Source organism: Synechococcus sp. SYN20 (genome assembly GCF_014279555.1).
Classification (GTDB): Bacteria; Cyanobacteriota; Cyanobacteriia; order PCC-6307; family Cyanobiaceae; genus Synechococcus_C.
This window is the reverse complement of sequence record NZ_CP047959.1, coordinates 737,892-758,899: the sequence shown is the minus strand read 5'-3', so window position 1 is coordinate 758,899 and position 21,008 is coordinate 737,892. Positions and strand designations below refer to the sequence as shown.

The window sequence follows — 21,008 nt, the reverse complement described above, 5'->3', positions numbered from 1 at the left end:
AGCAATTCTGCCGGACAGAGATCGAGGCCATCCGATTCACAGCTTGTTGATGCTGATCCCAGCGTCACAACCTCCCTCTCAACCATGGATCAATGCTTGGAGTGCTGCCTCTACATCCGCTTGCCGCATCAGGGCTTCTCCCACCAAAACAGCCTGTGCTCCAGCGGCTTGAACCCGATCGAGATCAGCGCGATGGAACAGTCCCGATTCGCTCACCAAAAGAATCTGCTGCTCCGCCAATGGCTCAGCGAACTGAGCCGTGAGCGTTTCGGTTGTTGCTAAATCCGTTTCAAAGCTGGTGAGATCGCGATTGTTGATGCCGATCAATGGGAATCCACCGAGGGCCAACACCCGCTGCAACTCTTCAGCGTCATGCACCTCCACCAAAACCGTGAGCCCCAGTGCTGCGGCCACCTTGGAAAAATAGGTCAGGTCTTGATCGGAAAGAATCGCCGCAATCAGTAGTGCGGCATCGGCTCCAGCTGCCCGCGCTTGATAAAGCTGATAAGGACTAAGGATGAAGTCCTTACAAAGCAGTGGAAGATCCACGGCTTCACGCACCTCAATCAACACATTGAAACCACCCTGAAAAAAAGCTTTATCGGTGAGGACCGAAAGACAGCTCGCTCCTCCAGCTGCATAGGCCTTGGCAATGGCAACAGGATCGAAGTCCTCTCGAATCACACCTTTACTGGGACTCGCTTTCTTCACCTCAGCAATCACAGCAGGCCTCACCGCTGCAGTGCTTAACGCGGCGAGAAAATCACGGGCTGGAGGCAAGTCGGCCACCTTGCGGCGCAACTGCTCCAAGGGCATGCGCTCACGCGCAACAGCTATCTCGCGATCTTTTTCCCAGACGATTTTTTCAAGAATATTGCGAGGTTCACCGTTTTGATCAGGAACGGCGTACTCCAGATGCGCAACTTGCACCTTTGGATTGGGGGGACGTCGACGGATCACCATTAATAATTTCGCATTACTTTACATATCATCGCAGAACAAGTCGTCAGGCAACGACGCAAACACGACAACTGTCCACAATTTGAAAATATTGTCCGAAAAGAGCATTGGCGCCAATCACTTCGCACCACTCCTACTCAGATCGATAGGTTTCCAACATCAGGCGACTTAAAAAAGTTCCTTGATTAATTCTTCTCAAAGTTCTAGCCATGACCTCTTTCCACTCAAACAGCAACCATCACCAAGCCACCCCTGGAACAGAGAAATTTCGACCACCACACAATGGGGGATTTTCCGCATTGGAACAGCAACAAGAAACTCTAAAAGAAATAATTCACTACTTTCAAGGCGATTATCTGTATACCGGATCCAAAGAATAGGCGGCCTTAAACACTTTACTTAAGTACACTACATCAAAATGAGAAGAGTCATGCTAGAGGAAAATCATGAATCCCCGCGAAACCGTTACGCAATACAAATCAACCACTTGCGCAAAGCTTATAAAAACATTGAAGCTATTAATGGCCTGTCCTTGAAAGTCCCACATGGATGCTTCTTTGCACTGCTGGGCCCGAATGGATCAGGGAAAACCAGTACTCTCCGTATCTTGGCAACCCTTGCAGCAGCAGACTCAGGATCCGTAATAATTGATGGCATTGATGCACATAAAAATCCTCGAGAAGTCCGCAAACGTATTGGATATGTAGGTCAAGAGGCAAGCATTGACAAAATATTGACAGGTGAGGAGCACCTTCGCTTTACAGCTGACTTGCATCACCTTCCCCGAAATCAAGGCAAAGAACGCATTGAAGCCGTTATAGAACAACTCGATCTTCGGGAATGGATAAAAAGAAGAGCAGGAACTTATTCTGGAGGAATACGTCGAAGACTGGAATTAGCCTGCGCACTCTTACATAATCCAGAAATCTTTATCATGGACGAACCTGGAGTTGGATTAGACCCTGAAAGTCGTCACTTAATATGGAATATTCTCAAAGGTTGTGTCAACCAAGGGAAAACTATCTTAATGAGTACACATCAATTAGACGAGACCGAATCATTGGCTGATCAGATTGCCATTGTAGATAAGGGAAGAATTTTAGCCGAAGGCAGTCCGTCAGAACTAAAAGAAAAGATTGGGAAAGAAAAACTGACGATTAGAACTAAAGAATTCTGCACTTCAGAAGAAGCTGAAGCAGTGAGCACAATTCTTAAAAGTAAAATTGGCGTCGAAGAAATTATCATTAATCCATGCCAGGGGTACGCACTGACAGTTATCTTGAATCAATTGGAAAAAACGCCTGAGATTATTGACACTATCCATTATGCAGGCCTACCTCTATTCTCCTATAGCAATAGCAAAATCAGCCTTGATGACGTCTACTTGCGATCCACGGGCAGAACATTAATTGATGCTGAACTTGCTACGGTTGGAACAAGAGATTTAAGGAAAGAACGTAAACAAGCAATGCGTTAACAATTCAAATCATCCAAAAAAACAATGACTATTTTATCTTCTCACAGAACAAAAGGAATTCTTCAGAGGCTTCTCACAATTGGAAGAGAGCGCCTACAGGAAACACTGGCCTTGAGCATGCGCCAGTTCTTACAAATAAAAAGACGACCTTCGTCTTTTGTGGTAGGAGTCATACAACCTCTCATCTGGTTAATTCTTTTTAGTGCACTCTTCAGCAATGCACCCAAAGGTTTTTTACCGTATAGCATGGGATACGGACACTTTATTACAGCAGGCTTAATCGTATTTACAGCATTTAGCGGCGCATTAAATGCTGGGCTTCCCGTGATGTTCGACCGCGAATTTGGCTTTTTAAATAGAATTTTAGTAGCTCCACTCCGCTCTAGAAGCTCTGTAGTTTTAGCATCAGTTGTTCACATCGGCGCAATCAGCTTAATCCAAAGTATTTTCATAATGATTGCAGCTGGATTACTGGGCTACGGATGGCCATCTGGATTGGGTGCTCTTACGACACTTACAACTCTTTCCATCCTCACCATTGGAGTAACAGCATTAAGCCTGGGGCTTGCTTTCGCACTTCCTGGACACATAGAGCTTCTCGCAATCACATTTTTGATTAACTTACCTCTTCTTTTTTCAAGTACAGCATTAGCTCCTCTTGAATTCATGCCAGTCATATTGAGATGGTTAGCTTGTCTTAATCCTTTGACCTATGCAATCGAACCAATCAGAGCAGCGTATCAAGGCCCTGTCGACCTTGGAACTGTCGTCTTGCACGCTCCATATGGTGATGTTTCTTCTGGAACTTGCATTTGGATTCTCCTAACATTAACGATAGCAACTTTAATACTTGTCAGACCCTTACTTCACAGAAAACTAAGCTAGTTCCATGAAATATTCATTTTTCATTCTTTCTATACTATTCCACGTCTTAGGGATGTCAGCATTAATTGCTGGCTCTCTACAGCAAATTTTAAAATCAAGAAAAACGATTAATATAATCCAGCTTTACGGGGCTTTTATTGTTCTTGGTAGTGGGCTTTCACTAGCTCTTCTACAAGAAAATGCGGCCCCACTTGACTCATCAAGTCAAGCAAAAATCGCAACAAAACTAATTGTAGCTATCTCAATATGTATCATTACATCTATGGGAATCGGCAGAAGAAGGTGGTCGTCAGGTTATTACATTGCAAGCTTTTTAGTTGCTTCTAATATTTTTACAGCAATACTCTGGAAACCATAAATAATTACCAAAGCATTCCTTTTTAGTTGGCAGAAACTTGCAATGCAGCTTGTTTATAGGCAACTTCTATCACCTCACTAAGAGTTGGATGCGTGTGCACCTCATTGGCGAGTTGGGTCACGCTTTGACGACGAGACACCGCGTTCGCAATCTCCTGGATCAGATCAGCGGCATGCAAACCGAAGATGTGGGCCCCTAGGACCTCCCCACTGGTTTTGTTGAACAACAACTTCATCACGCCATCACTTTCCAATTCAGCAAGCGCTTTGGAATTGGCTTTGAAATAGCTGCGTACGGTACCCAGCTCAAAACCTTCCTCTCCAGCGAGCTCCTTGGCATCGGCTTCCGATAAGCCCACAGAGCTGATCTCTGGATGCGTAAAGGTGGCAGCAGGAATGCTGCGGTAATCAATTTGGCGGGGGTGGCCAAGGATGTTGTCGACAGCGACCGAACCCTGAGCCGCGGCCGTGTGAGCGAGCATCAACTTGCCGGTGACGTCTCCAACAGCCCAGAGATTGGGATTAGGAACACCATTCACCAAGACGCGCATGTTGTCGTCCACCGGAATAAAGCCCCGATTGGTCTCCACTCCCACAGACTCGAGATTGAGATGCTTGCTGCTGGGTACACGGCCGGTTGCCACAAGCACCGCATCCACTTCCAAGGTCTCAACTGGCTCTCTGGTTTTCATATCAACCAGCTCAATTTGCACCGGTGATCCGGGTTGAATCGATTTAGCCAACACTCCAGAGCGCGCATCAATATCGCGGCCATCGATCAATTTGCGCGCTGCCAGCTTGGCGATATCAGGATCAAAGGTGGGCATCACCCGATCCAAGGCCTCAATCATCGTGACTTCACAGCCCAAAGCCGTATAGACATCGGCAAATTCCAGGCCGATATAGCCGCTGCCGATAATTGCAATCCAACGCGGCAGCCATTCCAGATTGACCGCCTCATCACTGGTGAACACACTGCGCCCATCGGTTTCGATGCCCGGGGGAACAAAGGGATCAGAGCCCGTGGCCAAAATCACATCTCGTGCGGTTAAGACGCGGTCCACTCCGCTGAGCTCACGCACCCCAACCCGTTGAGGCCCCTCAAGCCGACCTTGACCGCGAAGGATGGTGACCCCTGCCCGCTCCAAGGTTTTGGTGAGATTGGCCCGAATCGTGGCCACCAGTTGATTGGCGTGATCAGCAATCTTCTTGCGCTCAAAACGCACTGGGGCCGCATGAATTCCAAACCCCGCGAGATGCTCAGCATCAGCCAGCTCGCGCACGCGTCCACTGGCAGCCAATAAGGCTTTGGACGGGACACAGCCACGATTAACGCAGGTGCCACCCATGTCGCGCGATTCAAGGACGGCCACCTTGAGGCCATGATCGGCTGCATGTTTGGCTGCATCAAAGCCGCCATATCCGGCGCCAATGACAATCACATCGAAGTCGAAACTGGCGTCGCTCACCCGATCTTCTGCGTTAAAGACGTCATTCTCGCCCGTCGCCTCTCCAAAAGCACAGGGACCGCAGCAGCAGCCACATTCAGAGATTCCACGGCAGAGCTATGCGGAAGGGTCACACCATGGGAGCAGCAGGCCTGCAACAACGGGTCTAGACCGGCTCCTTCATTTCCGAGCAGGAGCACCGTGGGCAGGGTCCAGTCCAGCTCCCAGTAGGGCTGAATGCTTAAATCTGCCGCTGCATCTGGCACCAACGTGGCCACAATTTGAAGCCCAGCCTTGCGGGCTTGCCTGAGTCGTTCTGCGAGTTGAACAACCCCTTCCGCTGGATCAGGGCCAAAGCGCTCGACCGGCAGGTTCAAAATCGCTCCAGCCGACGATCGGACCACCTTTGGCGCCAACGGATCAGCACCGGATGCGCACCAAACCTGCTGAATGTCAGCGGCCCGAGCGGTGCGAAGCAAGGTGCCAAGGTTGCCTGGATCCTGAATGCGATCCAGCGCCAAAACAAAGTTGGGAGCCGGAACCGCGGTAGGCAGGCAAGACAACGGCAGCAAGCAGGCAACACCATCGGGCTGAACGGTTGTTAATCCGGCTTGCAACGCTTCGGCACTCATCCTCTGCACACGCACGGAGCCGGGCAATGAGCGAATCAAGCCAGCATGCGCCTGCAACCAAGCAGGAGTTGCAACAACATCAAAGGCAACAGATTCTTGCCAAACACGGTGCTGGAGTTCTTGAAGTTGATGTGTTCCTTCCAGAAGAACAACACCCTGCTCGTCTCGACCTGCACGGGATGACAACGAACGCAGTCGTCTCACAAGAGGATTACGACGACTGGTGATCAGCTCGTCGTACTGATCTGCCAACGACACCGAATCAGAAGCTCGTGTGCTTACGCACCTTCATGCCGTCGTGAAGCTTGAGATCCTGACCATCGAGATCAATGCCTTGAACCGCGGCGATTTCACCCTTGATGCCTTCAGCCGCCAAGTTCTCAACTAACTTTTTGATCACTTGATCTTCCACCGTGGATTGATCAATCGAATCCGGTGTCAAAAATTCGAGAAACTTGCCAACTTTGGAAGCCACTACCTCCGATGAGTTGGAGATCTTGAGCACAATCATGAAGGAGTTGGGAGTCCTGACTCGATCACAGTAATGCGGTTAGGGAGACTTGAACTCCCACGTCCGAAGACACATGTACCTGAAACATGCGCGTCTACCAATTCCGCCACAACCGCTGGCGTCACAAACGTGACCTGTCGACCATACGACATCAGCTTTGAAGTGACAGACACGATCTGAACCCAACAGAACCAGTTTGAGCGCCGGCCGTCTAGACGGTCTCATACTTGATGGTCAATATGGTCATGAATTCAGTAACCACGGGCATGACGGCAGCGGCTCTTGCGTCTCAAGACATTCTCAAGCCGCACCTGGAGATTAATGGTGGAGAGAAGTTGATCGGAGAGCTCCGCGTCAGTGGCGCAAAAAATTCAGCTCTCGTGCTGATGACGGCCTCCCTTCTGACCGAAGACCCTCTCACCCTCCGCAACGTCCCACCACTCACGGACATCGGCGGGATGACAGAAATCCTGTCTTGCTTGGGCGTCAAGGTTCAACGCACTGGCGAGGTGGTGCGCCTCCATGCCGATCAAATAACAGGAGCAGAGCCTCCCTACGAATTAGTCAATGGCCTGCGCGCCAGCTTTTTTGCGATTGGCCCGCTTCTCGCCCGTATGGGCCACGCACGGGTGCCCCTCCCCGGTGGATGCCGCATTGGTGCGCGTCCGGTGGTGGAACACATCCGTGGATTGAAGGCGCTCGGAGCTGTTGTGAATGTGGAGCACGGCATCATTGCCGCCTCGATCCCAGGCAGGGAGCAACGTCTCAAAGGTGCAGAGATCGTTCTGGATTGCCCCAGTGTGGGCGCCACAGAAACCATTTTGATGGCAGCAGCCTTGGCGCGAGGCACCAGCGTGATTTCAAATGCAGCCCAGGAGCCAGAGGTTCAGGATCTCGCCAACTTGTTGATTGCCATGGGCGCCAACATCAGCGGTGCTGGCGGACCCACCATCACCGTGGAAGGCGTGGACCAACTCAAGGGTTGCGATTACACGGTGATTCCCGACCGCATTGAGGCCGGCACCTTCCTCCTTGCTGCTGCCATCACCCGCTCAAAGCTAAGAGTGGCTCCCGTGATCCCTGAACATCTCAGTGCCGTTCTGCAGAAACTGCGCGACTGCGGCTGCAAACTTGATATCGATCAAGAAGGGATCACGATCACTCCTGGTGAGATCCGGGGCATCGACATCACCACCCAACCATTCCCTGGTTTTCCTACCGATCTGCAAGCACCGTTCATGGCCTTACTGGCTACAGCACAAGGAACAAGTGTGATTACGGAGAAGATCTACGAAAACCGGATGCAGCATGTCGCAGAGTTGCAGCGCATGGGAGCCTCCATCAGGGTTCAAAGCAACACTGCTGTTGTGGAAGGCGTATCCGCACTCAGCGGGGCTCCAGTGAATGGAACCGATCTCAGAGCCTCAGCCGCCATGGTGTTGGCAGCACTGGTGGCAACAGGGAAGTCACAAGTGAGCGGCCTCGACCACCTCGACCGTGGCTACGCAGATATCGAAGCGAAGCTTGGCCGTGCTGGAGCCAAATTGATCAGGCGCACACCCTGAGAGAGTCTGAGACTCGAAACGTGTAGGGTAATTAGAGAGCTCTCAATCCATTGATGGGCCTTATGCGTCTAGAGACGTGAACGAGCAGGTGTGGCGGAATTGGTAGACGCACCGCACTCAAAATGCGGCGGGGAAACCCTTGTCGGTTCAAGTCCGACCACCTGTATGACCGAATCGGGATGATCCCACCCACTGAATGGGTAAATCAATGGGCGATTTTTTGATGCGTGACCCACTCCATTCAGGGCGGTCAGCTTCAATGGAACAACGAAAGCCACTGGTTCACAGTAGGGCGAAATGTTAGACACATCCCCAAAAGCCACTGGCATCACTGAGCCACCCCCCACTGCTGTGATGGGGACCTACAACCGTTACCCGCTCACCCTGGTGCGTGGGAGAGGTTGCTGGGTCCGTGACCACAAAGGCCATCGCTACCTCGATGCCGTGGCTGGGATTGCCACTTGCACCCTCGGCCATAGCAACCCCGCACTGCGGCGTGCGCTGAAGGATCAGCTCAGCCGCCTCCAGCACGTCTCCAATCTTTATGAGATTCCTGAGCAGGAAGAGCTAGCCCGTTGGCTCGTGAACAACAGCTGCGCAGACAGTGTGTTCTTTTGCAATTCTGGTGCGGAAGCCAATGAAGCGGCCATCAAATTGGCCCGCAAGCATGGCCATCAACGCCGGGGAATTGAACGGCCCGTGATCTTGACGGCGGCCGCAAGCTTCCATGGCCGCACACTTGCAGCGGTGAGTGCCACAGGACAACCCCGTTATCACCTGGGATTTGAGCCGATGGTGGAGGGGTTTGAGACCTTCACTTACAACGACATCCAGAGCTTTGAACAGCTTTTAAACCGCCTCGAGACCCATGGCCCTCGGGTTTGCGCTGTCCTGATCGAGCCGCTCCAAGGCGAGGGCGGTGTGAATCCAGGTGATCCCGAGGTGTTCCGTGCGATGCGTCGCCACTGCGATGAACGCAACATTCTCTTGATCTTTGACGAAGTTCAAGTGGGAATGGGTCGCAGCGGCAAGCTCTGGGGCTACGAGCAACTGGATGTCAAACCCGATGTGATCACCTTGGCCAAAGGCCTTGGTGGTGGCCATGCGATCGGTGCCCTGCTAACCACCGAGCACGCCGACCTGTTCACACCTGGAGATCACGCCAGCACGTTTGGCGGCAACCCCTTTGCTTGTCGCGCTGGTCTGACCGTCGCCTGGGAATTGGAACGGAAACAGCTGCTCCGCAACGTCTCAGAACGGGGTGCGCAATTAAGAGCTGGACTCAACCAACTCATCCAACGCTTCCCTCAACAACTCGAGGACGCCCGCGGTTGGGGCTTACTGCAGGGTTTGGTCCTACGAGAGGACTGCAATCTCAATGCTGCTGATGTTGTGAAAGCGGCCTTAGCGCAAAAACTCTTGCTCGTTCCTGCCGGAGCCAAGGTGGTGCGGATGGTTCCCCCCTTAGTGATCGATCGCCGAGAGGTGAACGAGCTGCTCTCCCGCCTTGAACGGACGCTGGAACTGCTGAACACGTGACCCGCTCCAAGCTGGATCCCCTTGATGAGTTGGCGGATCTGCTCTCTCCCTTTGAGCAGCGGGGAATGGATTTATCGCTTGAGCGGATGCAGGCAGCTCTTGCCGCTCTAGCCAACCCCTGCGCTGGTGTTCCCGCCGTGCAGGTGGTCGGAACCAATGGCAAAGGCTCGATCGCCTGCATGATTCACAGCGGACTAACCGCAGCAGGTCTGCGCTCTGGCCTCACCACGTCTCCCCATCTCACGAGTTGGTGTGAACGGATTTGCGTGAATCAGCAGCAGATTGAGCTGGCTCAACTACGCCAACTTTTAAGACAACTCCAACCCGTGGCAAGGCATCACAACCTGACCCCGTTCGAGCAGCTGATCACTGCCGCCATGATTCATTTTGAAGCCAACGCCCTGGATTGGCTCGTTTTAGAAGCAGGTCTTGGAGGGCGGCTGGATGCCACAACAGCCCATCCCAATCGACCTCTCATCGCCATTGGCTCGATCGGAATGGATCACTGCGAACATCTCGGGAACTCCTTAACGGCGATCAGCAGCGAAAAAGCAGCGGTAATCGGCCCTGGAGCCCATGTGATCAGTGCCCCTCAACACGATGCGGTGACCAAAGTCTTGGAGGCGCGCTGCCAAGATATGGGCGCCACGCTGGAGTGGGTGAAGCCGCTCACTAACGAGTGGGAGCTGGGACTGTCTGGACACCTGCAACGGCGTAATGGAGCCGTGGCGCGCGCAGCGCTGCGACGGATGAATGCCTTTGGCAGCGCGATCACAGAGGAGCAGATCCGGCGCGGGCTGGCCCAAGCCCGTTGGCCTGGACGGCTTCAAACGTTGCACTGGAACCACCACTCTGTGCGCGTGGATGGAGCTCACAACCCCGATGCAGCCGAGCAACTCGCGCTCGAGCGTCGTGACTGGAGCGAGTCAGGGCATCAGCAGATCTGGATTCTTGGCATTCAGGGCCACAAGCAAGCCCCGGAAATGCTCAGGATTTTGTTGGAGCCAAACGACGAAGCCTGGATCGTGCCGGTGCCAGGGCATGTCAGCTGGACAACCGATCAATTGAGCGAGATCTGCCCAACGCATGCGCATCAACTAAGGAGCGCCTCATGCGTGGAGGACGTTCTCGTCAACCTGTTCAAGAACGATTCAGGCAAACCAAAGCTAATACCCGTGATTGCAGGCTCCTTGTATTTAATTGGATCGTTGTTGGCAGAAAAAGTGCTGAAAGAGCCCTAAGGACTCTCAGCACTGAACTTGATGAACAGGAACGCAATCAACACTCAGGCTGATCAGAGCAAACAAAATCAGGCAAATAAAGCTGAAGGCCCAGAAGCTTCCTACCTTGAACAAAACAAGGAAATAAAATGCTGGGCAGACCATCTCAGACCCAGAGAGCCAAACGTTTTTTAGCCAGTGTTCTTGTTGCTCTCAGCGGACTCACACTGATGGGTTGCAGCCCAAAGAGCACTGAATCAGGAGCATCAATAGGCACTTACAACGCGGAAATCAAGGCGAATCCTTTGTATGCAGGTCGCTACCAATTGGTGCCATCGCAGCAGAATCTGAAGGGAACTCTTCTGGTTTGGACGCAGCGATATCAGGGCATGGAGCCAATGCTTCAAAAGATGATGAACAAGAGCATTCGCACCATGACGCGGTCCTTTGAGCAAATGCACCCAGAGGTGACAGTGGTTGTAGAGGAATATCCAGACACAATTTTCTATCAGAAACATCAACAGAGCCTGAAGTATGGATTAGGTGCTGATGTGATCTTGGTCCACACCCTGATGCTAAGCAGCCTGGCTCAAAACAATCTGATCAAGCCAATTCCTTCCAAGGGAATTAAAAGTAAAAATTTCAGGCCCAGACTTTTAGCACAGGCAAAACAAGGTGGACATCTTTATGGCCTGCCATTCATCTTGGATGTACAAGCCTTATGTTACAACCACGATCATGTTAAATTAGCCCCAAAAAGCTTAGAAGAACTCAAGCAATTAGCCAACAATGGAATATCCGCTGGCCTAAGCAGCAAATTCCTGCAAAGCATCTGGGGAGCATCAGGTTTTGGAGCCGAAGTGTTTAACAGCGATGAAGAACCCTCGATGAATAAGAAGAGATGGGGCCAGTGGATCGAGACCCAGCGAACTCTCGACCGTGAACCAGGGATTATTTTAATGGAGGATGGTCAAACCATGCGCCAGTATTTCATCAAGGAAGAACTCAGCCTCATTCCCTGTCGCTCTCATGTCCTCCCATACTTACGAGAAAAGCTTGGTGGCAAAAAACTTGGAATTGCATCACTTCCGAGCATTAACGGAATACCAGCGAAGCCAGAAATTGCCGGACTTATGCTCGCATTAAGCCCAATGATGAGCAAGCGGCAGGAGATTTTAGCGCAGGAGTTATTACTCCATATGACCAACCCAGATGTCCAACAAATCATGGCCATTGAATGGAAAGCTCTGCTTCCAGTCAATTCAAAAAGTGATTTCAATCGACACCTCTTCCCAGAGCTAAAACAGCTCAATGAAATTTACGAGAACTCGGTGGCTTTTAAGATGAATGAATGGAATGCAATTGTTAGGAATTTTGCGCTAATCAATAACACATACAAACAGGCCATTAATGGAGAGATCAAGGCCGATACAGCCATCCAACGCATCAACACAGCCCTTAAAAAGACAATGGCATCCCGTTGACTGACACCTCACCCCTTGACCTCAACACAATCCAAGCCCTGGGCTTCGAGCTCATTCATGGACTAGAGCGCCCCTCCGTTCTTGGACAGCTCGTGATCAGTGCAATCGCGATCGCTAGCGCAAGCCTAGTAACCCAAAAACTTAAGCCCTGGCTTCGAAAATATGATCACTGGCTCGCCCCCCTTATTCCCATCACGATCAGCATCCTGCTACTGGTCATCGCAGGATTCTTTTACAGAGCCCTAGACACAAAATTTGGGCTGATCAACAAAGCAGCTGAGCTTGCAGCATTGCTTTGGTTGATCAATTTGTCAATGATCCTGATTAAACATTTCACCCAATCAAATCGGATCAATTTTTACAAACGCCGACTCGTACTCCCAGTATTTGTTGCTTTTTCAGTATTTAGCCTGACCGATCTTATCAGCAATAGCACTCAGGTTTTCAATGCCGATTTATTTAGGCTATTCGGAACAAATATAACCATCGGAGATCTACTTCTCATCACCTTTGGTCTGTATTGGTGGATTATTTTATCATCACTACTTACCGAGTTTCTGCAGTGGTCTTTTGGGCTTGGCTCCACTGGAAACCTACAAAGCAACAAAGGTTTTTACATCCTTATTCGCTACGCCTTGATTAGCTTTGGAAGTTTCGCAATCATAGGATATGTTGGCATTAATCCTACTATTTTTGGATTAGTAACAGGAGGCCTATCTGTCGGGCTAGGCCTAGGCCTCAAAGAGGTAGTGAGCAACTTTGCCAGCGGCATCTGGCTCTTAATCGAGGGAGCGCTAAAACCCGGTGATATCATTAATTTAAGCAGCATCGATCAATCCAAGGACCCTTATGAAATTGGATTCATCTCTCACCTAGGACTACGGGCAGCAACAATTGTTGTCTACAGTGATAATTCAGAGCGAATTGTACCAAATCAAACTTTTTTCACAAACCAGATTCAAACATATACACGCAGCCAGAATATTATTGCCAGAAAAGTTTGGATTGGCGTTAGCTATGGCACAAACCCAATCCAAGTTATTGATCTCTTAGAGCAACTTGGGAGCAATCATCCACGCATTCTTAACACGCCGAAACCAAAAGCCTATTTCACAACTTATGGCGAATCATCACTCAACTTTTGTCTCAAGTTTTGGATTAAAGAGATCAGTGACGGGCTCACCGTCTCTAGCGAAATCAACTGTCAAATTTGGGAATTATTTCAAGAAAAAGGGATCGAGATTCCATTCCCACAGGCTGTTGTGCACATGGTGACCTCAGATCAAGACCCAGACACCTGATCGTCAAAAAAACAACGCCTTCAGCATGTCTCAACAGCAATTTCAAAAAAACAAACCGTCGGCCAGCATTGATCAAAGCGTCCGGATTGAAGGCAGAGTGAGGTCAGCTATCGATGCACCTGTCATGCGCTATCGGACTTTGCGCTCAATCTTTGCGATTGCTCTGCTGGCGTTCATAACAGCTCTGCCATTCCCTGTCATCGCTCTCGATACCTCTACCGGTGTGGGGCTCCAAGATCGAGCCTTGTTCCAAGAGCGCGTGGATTACACCCTGACCAACCAAAGCGGTAGTGATTTTCATGGCCAGAACCTGTTCAACACATCCTTTGCAGGAGCGACGGGTAAAGGTGCAGATTTCAGCGGCGCCAACCTCCAAGGGACGATCTTTACCCAAGCAGAATTTTCAGAGGCAAATTTCCATGGCGCCGATCTGAGTGATGCCTTGATGGATCGTGCCGATTTCTCCAAAACGGATCTTCGCGACGCCTTGCTCATTGGTGTGATCGCCTCCGGAAGCAGCTTTGCCGGTGCAGACATCGAGGGCGCAGATTTCACAAATGCCTTGTTGGATCGGGAAGATCAACGCCGGCTCTGTCAGGACGCTGATGGCGTCAATTCCAGTAGCGGTGTCTCCACCCGCGACAGCCTGGAGTGCTAACTACTCGGGAAATCCACCCAGCTTTCCTGGATTGAGCAAGCCATCAGGATCGTGGCGATGCTTCGCTGCCACCTGATCGCCATCAATCACACCCAGGCCGCCTCCCTCAACGGTGAGCACATGGGGATTAAACACAAACGCTCCCTCGGCAAGACAGTCGTCGATTAAGTCCTGGAGAGCCTTCGCTCCTCTCCAATAGACCACCGGCAGAGCCGCCAATCGGAAGGCCCCCTGCTGACGAACGGCCTCGAGATGCCAGACGAGATCGTCGCCCCAGCGCTGCTGGAGCGATTCCATACAAACCAGTTCAGGCTGGGGCAACAACATCTGCAGGTAGGTCCAGTTGGGATCGTGATTGCGCAGATGCAGGGTTGTGTGATTCCAGCTCAACTCCCGTAAACCGTTGCCCTGATGATTGTCCTCATCCCCGAGCACTTGCACCTCCGCCTGAACAGAGCTCGCCAGACGTTCAACCGTGCTCACACCATCGGGAGCCACCAACAACAGCAACCGGTGCTGTCCCCGTGAGGAACCACTCCACGACGGGAGACGATCCACAATCGGCGACTGTAAAACAGTGCAGAGGTTCAACTCAAGCGCAGCTTGACCACAACGCAGGGCCAGTTCCACCGCCGTCGTCCAGTCGGGACAATCCACAACAACCTCCTGCCAGGCCACCCGCGCCGCCGAGGAGAGGGTGAGCGCCGTGATGATGCCATTGGTGCCATAGGCGTGATTGAGGGCTTCCGCCTCCGCAGCCTCCAGTTGCAACAGCCGAGGGGAGGCCTCCATCGTCACCACCTCCAAGCCAAGGAGGTGGCCAGGATCCCGCAAAAATCCCCAGCGCACCGATCCGATTCCCCCAGATCCGCCTCCGATAAAGCCACCGATCGTGGCACTACGCCAAGTACTCGGAAACAGCCTTAATTGACGGCCATGAACAGCCAAGGCGCGGTCAAGATCGCGCATCAAGCAGCCGCATTCCACAGTCACCATGCCAGACACCGGATCGATGGAACGCACCTCGCGCAACGCATCCATCAAGAGCACCACGCCCCCTTTTAAAGGCACGCTCTGCCCATAATTTCCCGTTCCCGCTCCACGCAAGGTGAGCGGAACACGATGGCGATGACATGCCGCGGCCACCGCTTGCACCGCCTGCACCGAAGCCGCACTGACCACGAGATCAGCGCGGCATTGCCTGAGCTGTTCTCGCAGCACCGGTGAGTAGTCGTAGGCATCGCGGGAATAGCGATCCAAGTCAGCTGGACTCGTCAGCAAGCTGAGATCGGCAACGGCTGCCAGCTCGTTGTGCAAAGTATCGAAGACCATGGCGATTCAGAGCTGGACTGGAGGTGATCCTCAGATTCAATCCTGCACCCACACCCCACGCACCATCAAGCGACGCTCTGGAGGTGTTGCCAAGGCTTCCGCCCAGCTTTGAACGGGAAGCTGCATCGCATCAGCGGGTGCACCCGCTCGGATCACACCGTCCCACTCCATCTGCATCAATCGAGCTGCCGCCGTTGTGAACGGCGAAAGACCCAAGCGTTCCCATGGAGCGAGCTGGGCCTGAGCCAGGCTCGCTGCAATCAAAGCCAAGGGGTCGAAGTTGCCAGCCGGAAACCATGGATCCTGCACGTTGTCACCGCCCACGGCCACACACACCCCGGCCCGCTGCAACTGACGAATCGGCGCCAATGGTCGCCGCAAAGGGGTACCGGAATCCTGCCGACCCAACAGCCAGCCATTGGTCAGGGGGAGAGCGACCACTTGAACGTTGTGACGCGCCATCCGTTCAGAAAGGCGCTGCAAGGCAGACGCTCTGAGCAGCGACAAGCTGCTGGCATGGCTGCAGGTGATCGGCACTGAAACGGTCATCCGCTTGAGAACGCGCATCAACTGAACCATCCCGGCAGCAGGCTCAGAGCTGGCTTCGTCGATATGCAAATCCACCCCACATCCATGCCGATCGGCCAACGCCAAGAGGTTCCGCAACGCTTGGCGGTGCCCACGCCCAGAGCAGGGGGGGGTGATCACACCGCCAAGCAAGCCACCGGACGCTGCCACCCGAGCCGCCAGCTGTTCCCCTTCTGAGCTGCTCCAGTGCTCCACAGGAACCAGGGCAACCGGCTGAACCGTGACGCGGTCTTGCCAACGAGACGCTCCTTCAAGGATGGCGTCCCAGCTGCACTGGGCCCCAGGTCCCAGGCTGTCGATGTGGGTGCGCACAGCACGCAAACCATGGCGCCAAGCCAAGTGCATCGAGCGCTCAAAGCGCTCTTGAACCACCTCCAGAGTTCGGCTCTGGTGTTCTCTGAGGTTGGCTGCCATCGCTCCGGCGTAGGTGCCACTGAGGTTGGGATAGCGGCTCCAGCTGAATGCCTTATCAAGGTGCGCATGGGGCTCCAGCAAACGGGGAAGCAACATTCCATCCGGTTCCTCTGCCCCCTCATCAAGGGACTGCACTTGCACAATCCGTCCCTCTCGCCAGGACACCTGCAACGCACAGAGACCATCAGCGCGCGTGATCGGCGTTGGCGACCCAACGCGTTCATGATCGAGCTCGACCAGTCCCCTTGGAATCCAGGCACTGAGTGTGCCATCGCCAACACGAGGACTCATTCGATGTTGCCGGCATCACTACTGGAGTGAAGGATGACAAATTGTCCGGCGATTCCGAGGGTCCTGACCGAATACTCCGGAAGACGCAAGGTGGGAAGTAAGTCCTGTCCACCAAGCTCGGTGGTGTAAACGCTGGCTAAGCCAAGGTTGAGACGACGGCTGAATTGACCAGCAAGCTCCGCCAACGCTGGCTCCTGATCGCGAATCAAGCGCGGGCAATCTTTCACCCAAAGCTGCAGCACCATCGGCAGTCCACCTCCACATAACTCGTCGCTGATCAACGCAACGAGCTGGCCGCCTGCATAGCTCTTGAAGTCTTGAGGGGAGGGATTCGTGAAGGCGAGTGCCGCACCTGAGGCGGCCAGTGCCAGAACAGCGACCACTGCATTGGCCGATGGCTTACGGAAAGGACCGATGAGCGTCTCCAGAAGAAGTTTGGTGAATTGGTAGATTCTTACCCGACACGGCGGGTGTCGCCAAGTGGTTAAGGCAGCGGCTTGTGGTGCCGCCATCCGGGGGTTCGAATCCCCTCATCCGCCCTCAACGATGAAGGAAGACCTTGAGAAGGCCGTCTGCACGATTGCGGATGGGGTCATCACAGGGAAGCCCTAGAGCGTCTTGACAAGACTCGATCGCTCTTTGCGCCTGCTCGGCCGACAACTCCGCTGTGTTGAGAGCCAGGGCTTGAACCCTCGGAGGAGGTCCTGCCCCTCGCGGTCGCGCGATCGCCGCCAGCGACTCACAAAGACTGATGCATTCCTTCAACGGGGGCAGCGGCACCTCAGGCAAACGCCCAATCGTGGACTGACCAGCCCGATGCACCATCAGCAAGGCCGTTGGCTGACTGCCGCGCATCAAGGGGAGAGTGGCCGTTGAGCCTGGGTGACAGAGCGAGCCTTGCCCTTCCACCACCAAGAAATCCTGCTCTGACAACCCCGAACCTGCGTCTAATAAAGCCGCTTCCACCACACCAGCCGCGTAGTCCACACGCACCGCATCCAAAGGAACGCCCCGGCCGCTGATCAAAATTCCAGCCTGACCGGTTCCTACAAACCGGCACACCAGCTTGTGCCGTTCTGCTGCCGCTTGTAACGCCAAACAGGCGCTCATCTTTCCCACAGCCATATCGGTTCCCACCGCTAAAATCCGCTGACAGGAGAGCAAGGCCGCGCGGGCCTGACCCACCTGCACGCTCGGGGGCTCCCGGCGTAAATCCCAAATCCATTGCCCGGGGTGACAAGCCGCCTTGAAATCGGGATCCTCTCCCAACTGCGTGTGTAACCCACTGGCCAGGCTTAACCCGGCCTGCAGTGCAGCCAAGGCATCTCGTCGCAACGGGTCGGGCAACACTCCACCGGAAGGCGCTAAACCCACCACCGCAACAGCAGGGCGATAGGGCAAAGCCGCAGCCAGATCGGGGACGATCGGCACCGTCCGATCAATCCCTGTGATCTCAGCCAGGGAGCCGTGGGCATGGTCGGGGTCAATCACAGCAGCAATCGGCCCCCGTCGATGTCGCAACATTGCAAGGCCTGTCTTCCCGGTTAGGGACGTGAGACCACCGTGCTGAAGCAGCAGCACAGGCATCTGTTCAAACCCCTCAGGACAAGGGTTGTTCAATCCAATCCCGTTGCGATGACGACCCGAGCGGACCAGAACAACTCAGGCAGCTCTTCTCTACGCCTTTAGCAAGACTTTGGGGCAACAACACAAAAGAGCGTTCTTTGTCGCAGTCAGGCGCGGGTGATTCCAAGCCCAGCCGCCGCCGGGGCTCGCATTTGATCTCCTACCAAGTCGAGCCCCCGATAGGGGTCATCGACAAGATTGAGATGGCTGTCGAGATCAGGCCAGCGGATCAAGGGCAACAGCTGGGCGGCCGCCCCATTGAGCAAGAGACTGTCGGAGTAACAGCCAATCATTAGATCCACATCCAAGCGCTGAGCCACCTGAGCCATCAGCCAAGCCTCACTGAGCCCTCCGCTTTTCAGCAACTTGAGATTCACCCCATCCACGTAAGGAGCGAGGCGCAACAAATCCTGGAGATCCCAACAGCTCTCATCGGCCACAAGGGGCATGGCGCAATGGGGCTTAAGGGCCGCAAAGGCAGCCGTATCACGCTCGGGATCGAGTACGGCCGCCATGGGCTGCTCCAGCAACACCACCCCTGCCTGTTGCAGTGAGGCCTGCATCGCCTTTGCCTCCTCGAGACTCCAGCCGCCGTTGGCATCCACTTGAAGCTCCATCTGCTGCTGATGCTGTTGCCCGTGCTCCTGCAAGGCTTGGGCTACCGCCTCCAACAGGGCCCGATCGTGATCGCAGCCATCAGCGCTGCCAAGTTTGAGTTTGATGCGTGTTGCTGGCAACTGCCGCCACCAACGCTGAAGGCGGTTCACAACCTCATCGACTGACCCGAGCCCCAGGGTCACGCTTGTCGCAACAGAGCCACTGCCATCGAGACCAAACAAGCGCCAAACCGGCTGTCCCAGCCGTTGCCCCCACCAATCCCAAAGAGCTAGGTCGACAGCACAACGGGCCGGGGGTGACAACGGCTCCAATAATGGAGCGAGTCGCTGGCGATCAGCAGGATCTAGATCGCCCAGCTTTGGCAGCAAAGCCTCGAGCTCCGAAGCCAAGTGATCGGTGCTGAAGGCACGATGCCCAGTATCAAATCCTCCCGTTTCGCCGCGGCCAATGCAGCCATCCAGGCTGAAGGTGAGCTCAAGATGTTCCACCTGGGCGGTGGTTCCGCGGCTAATGGCAAGCGGCACCGCTTTGGTAAGAGAAAAGCGCCGAAGAAACCAGCCCATCGTCCTGAAACGCCAATCCCCAAGCTGCCACAAGTTGGCGGTGACTCAAACTAAAAGAAGATTTCACCGTCGTCGGTCTCCAGGATCGCCACCCGCTTTGGCTCTCTCCAGTCCCGCCAGCCCCAGTCTGACCAAGACCAACCCCGAATCCTCCAATCGGGACGAGCAGCAGCGGGGCAGCTACTGGATCACCACGTTTGGCTGCCAGATGAACAAAGCCGATTCCGAGCGGATGGCAGGAATCCTGGAAACCATGGGTTACCAGGAAGCCAAGGCTGAACTGGACGCCGATCTCGTTCTCTACAACACCTGCACCATTCGCGACAACGCCGAACAAAAGGTGTACAGCTATTTGGGTCGCCAGGCCATCCGCAAGCGAACCAATCCGAACCTCACCTTGGTGGTGGCTGGCTGCGTCGCTCAACAGGAGGGAGAGTCGCTGCTGCGCCGCGTGCCAGAGCTGGATTTGGTGATGGGACCCCAGCACGCCAATCGCCTCGAGACCCTGCTCACACAAGTCCAAACCGGACAACAGGTGGTCGCGACGGAAGACCATCACATCCTCGAAGACCTCACCACAGCCAGGCGCGATAGCAGCACCTGCGCTTGGGTGAATGTGATCTATGGCTGCAACGAACGGTGCACCTATTGCGTCGTGCCCTCGGTTCGTGGCAAGGAGCAATCCCGGCTGCCGGACTCGATCATTTTGGAAATGGAAGGACTAGCAGCGCGTGGATTTAAAGAGATCACCCTGCTTGGACAAAATATTGATGCCTATGGCCGCGATCTACCAGGGATTACCGCCGAGGGCCGACGCCAACACACCCTCACGGATCTCCTCTATGAGGTGCATGACGTGGAGGGCATCGAACGCCTGCGCTTTGCCACGAGTCACCCGAGATATTTCACCGAGCGCCTGATTGATGCCTGCGCTGACCTCCCCAAAGTATGCGAACACTTTCATATCCCTTTTCAAAGCGGTGATAACGAGCTTCTGAAAGCCATGGCCCGCGGGTACACCGTTGAGCGCTATCGCCGCATCATTGATCGCATTCGCGAGCGCATGCCCGATGCCGCCATCAGTGCCGATGTGATCGTGGCCTTCCCCGGCGAAACCGATGCGCAATACAGACGCACCCTGGCGTTAATTGAGGAGATTGGCTTTGACCAAGTGAATACAGCCGCCTATTCACCAAGACCCAACACACCAGCTGCGAACTGGAACAACCAGCTGTCAGAAGACGTGAAAGTGGCCCGCCTGCAGGAGATCAATGCGCTTGTGGAGTCCACGGCAAAAGAGCGGAATGCTCGTTATGCCGGCCGGGTCGAGCAAGTGCTCGCCGAGGGGGTCAATCCAAAAGATCCAAGCCAACTCATGGGGCGGACGCGCACCAACAGGCTTACCTTTTTCTCAGCTGACTCCCCTCACGGCAGCACGCATTGTGCCGGAGATCTTGTCGATGTTCGAATCGATCAAGTTCGCTCGTTCTCACTCACTGGCACACCGGTGATCAACTGATACCTTTCGGGTTCGCTTCT

General features: G+C 53.8%; 19 protein-coding genes and 3 tRNA genes. 12 read left to right on the top strand and 10 right to left on the bottom strand.

Features of this window, described 5'->3' with window-relative positions; all coding sequences use genetic code 11:
• Window positions 1-78 precede the first annotated feature (78 nt).
• A complete protein-coding gene (trpC, locus tag SynSYN20_RS03980; RefSeq protein WP_186524821.1) occupies window positions 79-963 on the bottom strand; it encodes an indole-3-glycerol phosphate synthase TrpC in 885 nt (294 codons plus the stop codon).
• Window positions 964-1,378: 415 nt separating this feature from the next.
• On the opposite strand from trpC, the gene SynSYN20_RS03975 reads away from it, so the two are divergent.
• Genes SynSYN20_RS03975 through SynSYN20_RS03965 form a run of 3 tightly spaced genes read left to right on the top strand, consistent with a single transcriptional unit; the run spans window position 1,379 to window position 3,680 of the window.
• Complete coding sequence (locus SynSYN20_RS03975) at window positions 1,379-2,437, top strand: ATP-binding cassette domain-containing protein (protein WP_370586703.1); 1,059 nt, start codon at window positions 1,379-1,381, stop codon at window positions 2,435-2,437.
• A gap of 24 nt (window positions 2,438-2,461) precedes the next feature.
• On the top strand, window positions 2,462-3,322 hold the full coding sequence (locus SynSYN20_RS03970) for an ABC transporter permease (protein ID WP_186524820.1): 861 nt from the start codon (window positions 2,462-2,464) through the stop codon (window positions 3,320-3,322).
• Window positions 3,323-3,326: 4 nt separating this feature from the next.
• Complete coding sequence (locus SynSYN20_RS03965) at window positions 3,327-3,680, top strand: hypothetical protein (RefSeq protein ID WP_186524819.1); 354 nt, start codon at window positions 3,327-3,329, stop codon at window positions 3,678-3,680.
• A 22-nt stretch (window positions 3,681-3,702) separates the two neighbouring features.
• On the opposite strand, the gene lpdA is transcribed toward SynSYN20_RS03965, so the two are convergent.
• The 4 genes from lpdA to SynSYN20_RS03945 all read right to left on the bottom strand — a co-directional run bounded on the left by lpdA (window position 3,703) and on the right by SynSYN20_RS03945 (window position 6,386).
• On the bottom strand, window positions 3,703-5,148 hold the full coding sequence (gene lpdA / locus SynSYN20_RS03960; RefSeq protein ID WP_186524818.1) for a dihydrolipoyl dehydrogenase: 1,446 nt from the start codon (window positions 5,146-5,148) through the stop codon (window positions 3,703-3,705).
• Window positions 5,145-6,017, bottom strand: a complete 873-nt coding sequence (locus SynSYN20_RS03955) for an RNA methyltransferase (protein WP_186524817.1) — start codon at window positions 6,015-6,017, stop codon at window positions 5,145-5,147. The genes lpdA and SynSYN20_RS03955 overlap by 4 nt, the downstream gene beginning before the upstream one ends.
• A 4-nt stretch (window positions 6,018-6,021) precedes the next feature.
• Window positions 6,022-6,270: a hypothetical protein gene (locus SynSYN20_RS03950; protein ID WP_186524816.1), complete on the bottom strand. Its 249-nt coding sequence runs from the start codon at window positions 6,268-6,270 to the stop codon at window positions 6,022-6,024.
• A gap of 34 nt (window positions 6,271-6,304) precedes the next feature.
• A tRNA-Leu gene (locus tag SynSYN20_RS03945) sits at window positions 6,305-6,386 on the bottom strand.
• A gap of 150 nt (window positions 6,387-6,536) precedes the next feature.
• Here SynSYN20_RS03945 and murA point away from each other — a divergent pair.
• From murA to SynSYN20_RS03910, 7 genes are all read left to right on the top strand, one after another.
• Window positions 6,537-7,835: a UDP-N-acetylglucosamine 1-carboxyvinyltransferase gene (murA, locus tag SynSYN20_RS03940; RefSeq protein ID WP_186525427.1), complete on the top strand. Its 1,299-nt coding sequence runs from the start codon at window positions 6,537-6,539 to the stop codon at window positions 7,833-7,835.
• Window positions 7,836-7,919: 84 nt separating this feature from the next.
• Window positions 7,920-8,001, top strand: a tRNA-Leu gene (locus tag SynSYN20_RS03935).
• A gap of 131 nt (window positions 8,002-8,132) precedes the next feature.
• Window positions 8,133-9,374 carry an aspartate aminotransferase family protein gene (locus tag SynSYN20_RS03930; RefSeq protein WP_186524815.1) on the top strand — a complete coding sequence of 414 codons (1,242 nt, stop codon included), beginning with the start codon at window positions 8,133-8,135 and terminating at the stop codon, window positions 9,372-9,374.
• On the top strand, window positions 9,371-10,615 hold the full coding sequence (locus SynSYN20_RS03925) for a folylpolyglutamate synthase/dihydrofolate synthase family protein (protein ID WP_255476361.1): 1,245 nt from the start codon (window positions 9,371-9,373) through the stop codon (window positions 10,613-10,615). Before SynSYN20_RS03930 ends, SynSYN20_RS03925 begins: the two co-directional genes overlap by 4 nt.
• Window positions 10,616-10,743: 128 nt before the next feature.
• A complete protein-coding gene (locus tag SynSYN20_RS03920) occupies window positions 10,744-12,078 on the top strand; it encodes an extracellular solute-binding protein (RefSeq protein WP_186524814.1) in 1,335 nt (444 codons plus the stop codon).
• Window positions 12,075-13,379 carry a mechanosensitive ion channel family protein gene (locus tag SynSYN20_RS03915; RefSeq protein WP_186524813.1) on the top strand — a complete coding sequence of 435 codons (1,305 nt, stop codon included), beginning with the start codon at window positions 12,075-12,077 and terminating at the stop codon, window positions 13,377-13,379. Before SynSYN20_RS03920 ends, SynSYN20_RS03915 begins: the two co-directional genes overlap by 4 nt.
• 124 nt (window positions 13,380-13,503) lie before the next feature.
• On the top strand, window positions 13,504-14,037 hold the full coding sequence (locus SynSYN20_RS03910; protein WP_186524812.1) for a pentapeptide repeat-containing protein: 534 nt from the start codon (window positions 13,504-13,506) through the stop codon (window positions 14,035-14,037).
• On the opposite strand, the gene SynSYN20_RS03905 is transcribed toward SynSYN20_RS03910, so the two are convergent.
• The 3 genes from SynSYN20_RS03905 to SynSYN20_RS03895 are packed head-to-tail and all read right to left on the bottom strand — an operon-like array spanning window position 14,038 to window position 17,045.
• Complete coding sequence (locus SynSYN20_RS03905; RefSeq protein ID WP_186524811.1) at window positions 14,038-15,369, bottom strand: FAD-binding oxidoreductase; 1,332 nt, start codon at window positions 15,367-15,369, stop codon at window positions 14,038-14,040.
• Between the two features lie 36 nt (window positions 15,370-15,405).
• Window positions 15,406-16,662 (bottom strand): amidohydrolase family protein, encoded by a 1,257-nt coding sequence (locus SynSYN20_RS03900; protein ID WP_186524810.1) that lies wholly within the window; start codon window positions 16,660-16,662, stop codon window positions 15,406-15,408.
• A complete protein-coding gene (locus tag SynSYN20_RS03895) occupies window positions 16,659-17,045 on the bottom strand; it encodes a DUF4359 domain-containing protein (protein WP_255476360.1) in 387 nt (128 codons plus the stop codon). The genes SynSYN20_RS03900 and SynSYN20_RS03895 overlap by 4 nt, the downstream gene beginning before the upstream one ends.
• Window positions 17,046-17,128: 83 nt before the next feature.
• Here SynSYN20_RS03895 and SynSYN20_RS03890 point away from each other — a divergent pair.
• A tRNA-His gene (locus SynSYN20_RS03890) sits at window positions 17,129-17,201 on the top strand.
• Between the two features lies 1 nt (window position 17,202).
• On the opposite strand, the gene SynSYN20_RS03885 is transcribed toward SynSYN20_RS03890, so the two are convergent.
• On the bottom strand, window positions 17,203-18,249 hold the full coding sequence (locus SynSYN20_RS03885) for a DUF1611 domain-containing protein (protein WP_186524809.1): 1,047 nt from the start codon (window positions 18,247-18,249) through the stop codon (window positions 17,203-17,205).
• 146 nt (window positions 18,250-18,395) lie between these two features.
• Complete coding sequence (locus SynSYN20_RS03880) at window positions 18,396-19,469, bottom strand: dipeptide epimerase (RefSeq protein ID WP_186524808.1); 1,074 nt, start codon at window positions 19,467-19,469, stop codon at window positions 18,396-18,398.
• Here SynSYN20_RS03880 and miaB point away from each other — a divergent pair.
• Window positions 19,417-20,988, top strand: coding sequence for a tRNA (N6-isopentenyl adenosine(37)-C2)-methylthiotransferase MiaB (gene miaB / locus SynSYN20_RS03875; protein WP_255476359.1), 1,572 nt, complete (start codon window positions 19,417-19,419; stop codon window positions 20,986-20,988). The genes SynSYN20_RS03880 and miaB overlap by 53 nt on opposite strands.
• The last annotated feature ends 20 nt before the right edge of the window (window positions 20,989-21,008 follow it).

Bases quoted from the DNA above. Each gene is read 5' to 3' on its own strand.
- trpC (WP_186524821.1), bottom strand. From the start codon at position 963: ATGGTGATCCGTCGACGTCCCCCCAATCCAAAGGTGCAAGTTGCGCAT.
- SynSYN20_RS03975 (WP_370586703.1), top strand. From the start codon at position 1,379: ATGAGAAGAGTCATGCTAGAGGAAAATCATGAATCCCCGCGAAACCGT.
- SynSYN20_RS03970 (WP_186524820.1), top strand. From the start codon at position 2,462: ATGACTATTTTATCTTCTCACAGAACAAAAGGAATTCTTCAGAGGCTT.
- SynSYN20_RS03965 (WP_186524819.1), top strand. From the start codon at position 3,327: ATGAAATATTCATTTTTCATTCTTTCTATACTATTCCACGTCTTAGGG.
- SynSYN20_RS03950 (WP_186524816.1), bottom strand. From the start codon at position 6,270: ATGATTGTGCTCAAGATCTCCAACTCATCGGAGGTAGTGGCTTCCAAA.
- murA (WP_186525427.1), top strand. From the start codon at position 6,537: ATGACGGCAGCGGCTCTTGCGTCTCAAGACATTCTCAAGCCGCACCTG.
- SynSYN20_RS03930 (WP_186524815.1), top strand. From the start codon at position 8,133: ATGTTAGACACATCCCCAAAAGCCACTGGCATCACTGAGCCACCCCCC.
- SynSYN20_RS03920 (WP_186524814.1), top strand. From the start codon at position 10,744: ATGCTGGGCAGACCATCTCAGACCCAGAGAGCCAAACGTTTTTTAGCC.
- SynSYN20_RS03910 (WP_186524812.1), top strand. From the start codon at position 13,504: ATGCGCTATCGGACTTTGCGCTCAATCTTTGCGATTGCTCTGCTGGCG.
- SynSYN20_RS03905 (WP_186524811.1), bottom strand. From the start codon at position 15,369: ATGGTCTTCGATACTTTGCACAACGAGCTGGCAGCCGTTGCCGATCTC.
- SynSYN20_RS03900 (WP_186524810.1), bottom strand. From the start codon at position 16,662: ATGAGTCCTCGTGTTGGCGATGGCACACTCAGTGCCTGGATTCCAAGG.
- SynSYN20_RS03885 (WP_186524809.1), bottom strand. From the start codon at position 18,249: ATGCCTGTGCTGCTGCTTCAGCACGGTGGTCTCACGTCCCTAACCGGG.
- miaB (WP_255476359.1), top strand. From the start codon at position 19,417: ATGGCAAGCGGCACCGCTTTGGTAAGAGAAAAGCGCCGAAGAAACCAG.
- SynSYN20_RS03880 (WP_186524808.1), bottom strand. From the start codon at position 19,469: ATGGGCTGGTTTCTTCGGCGCTTTTCTCTTACCAAAGCGGTGCCGCTT.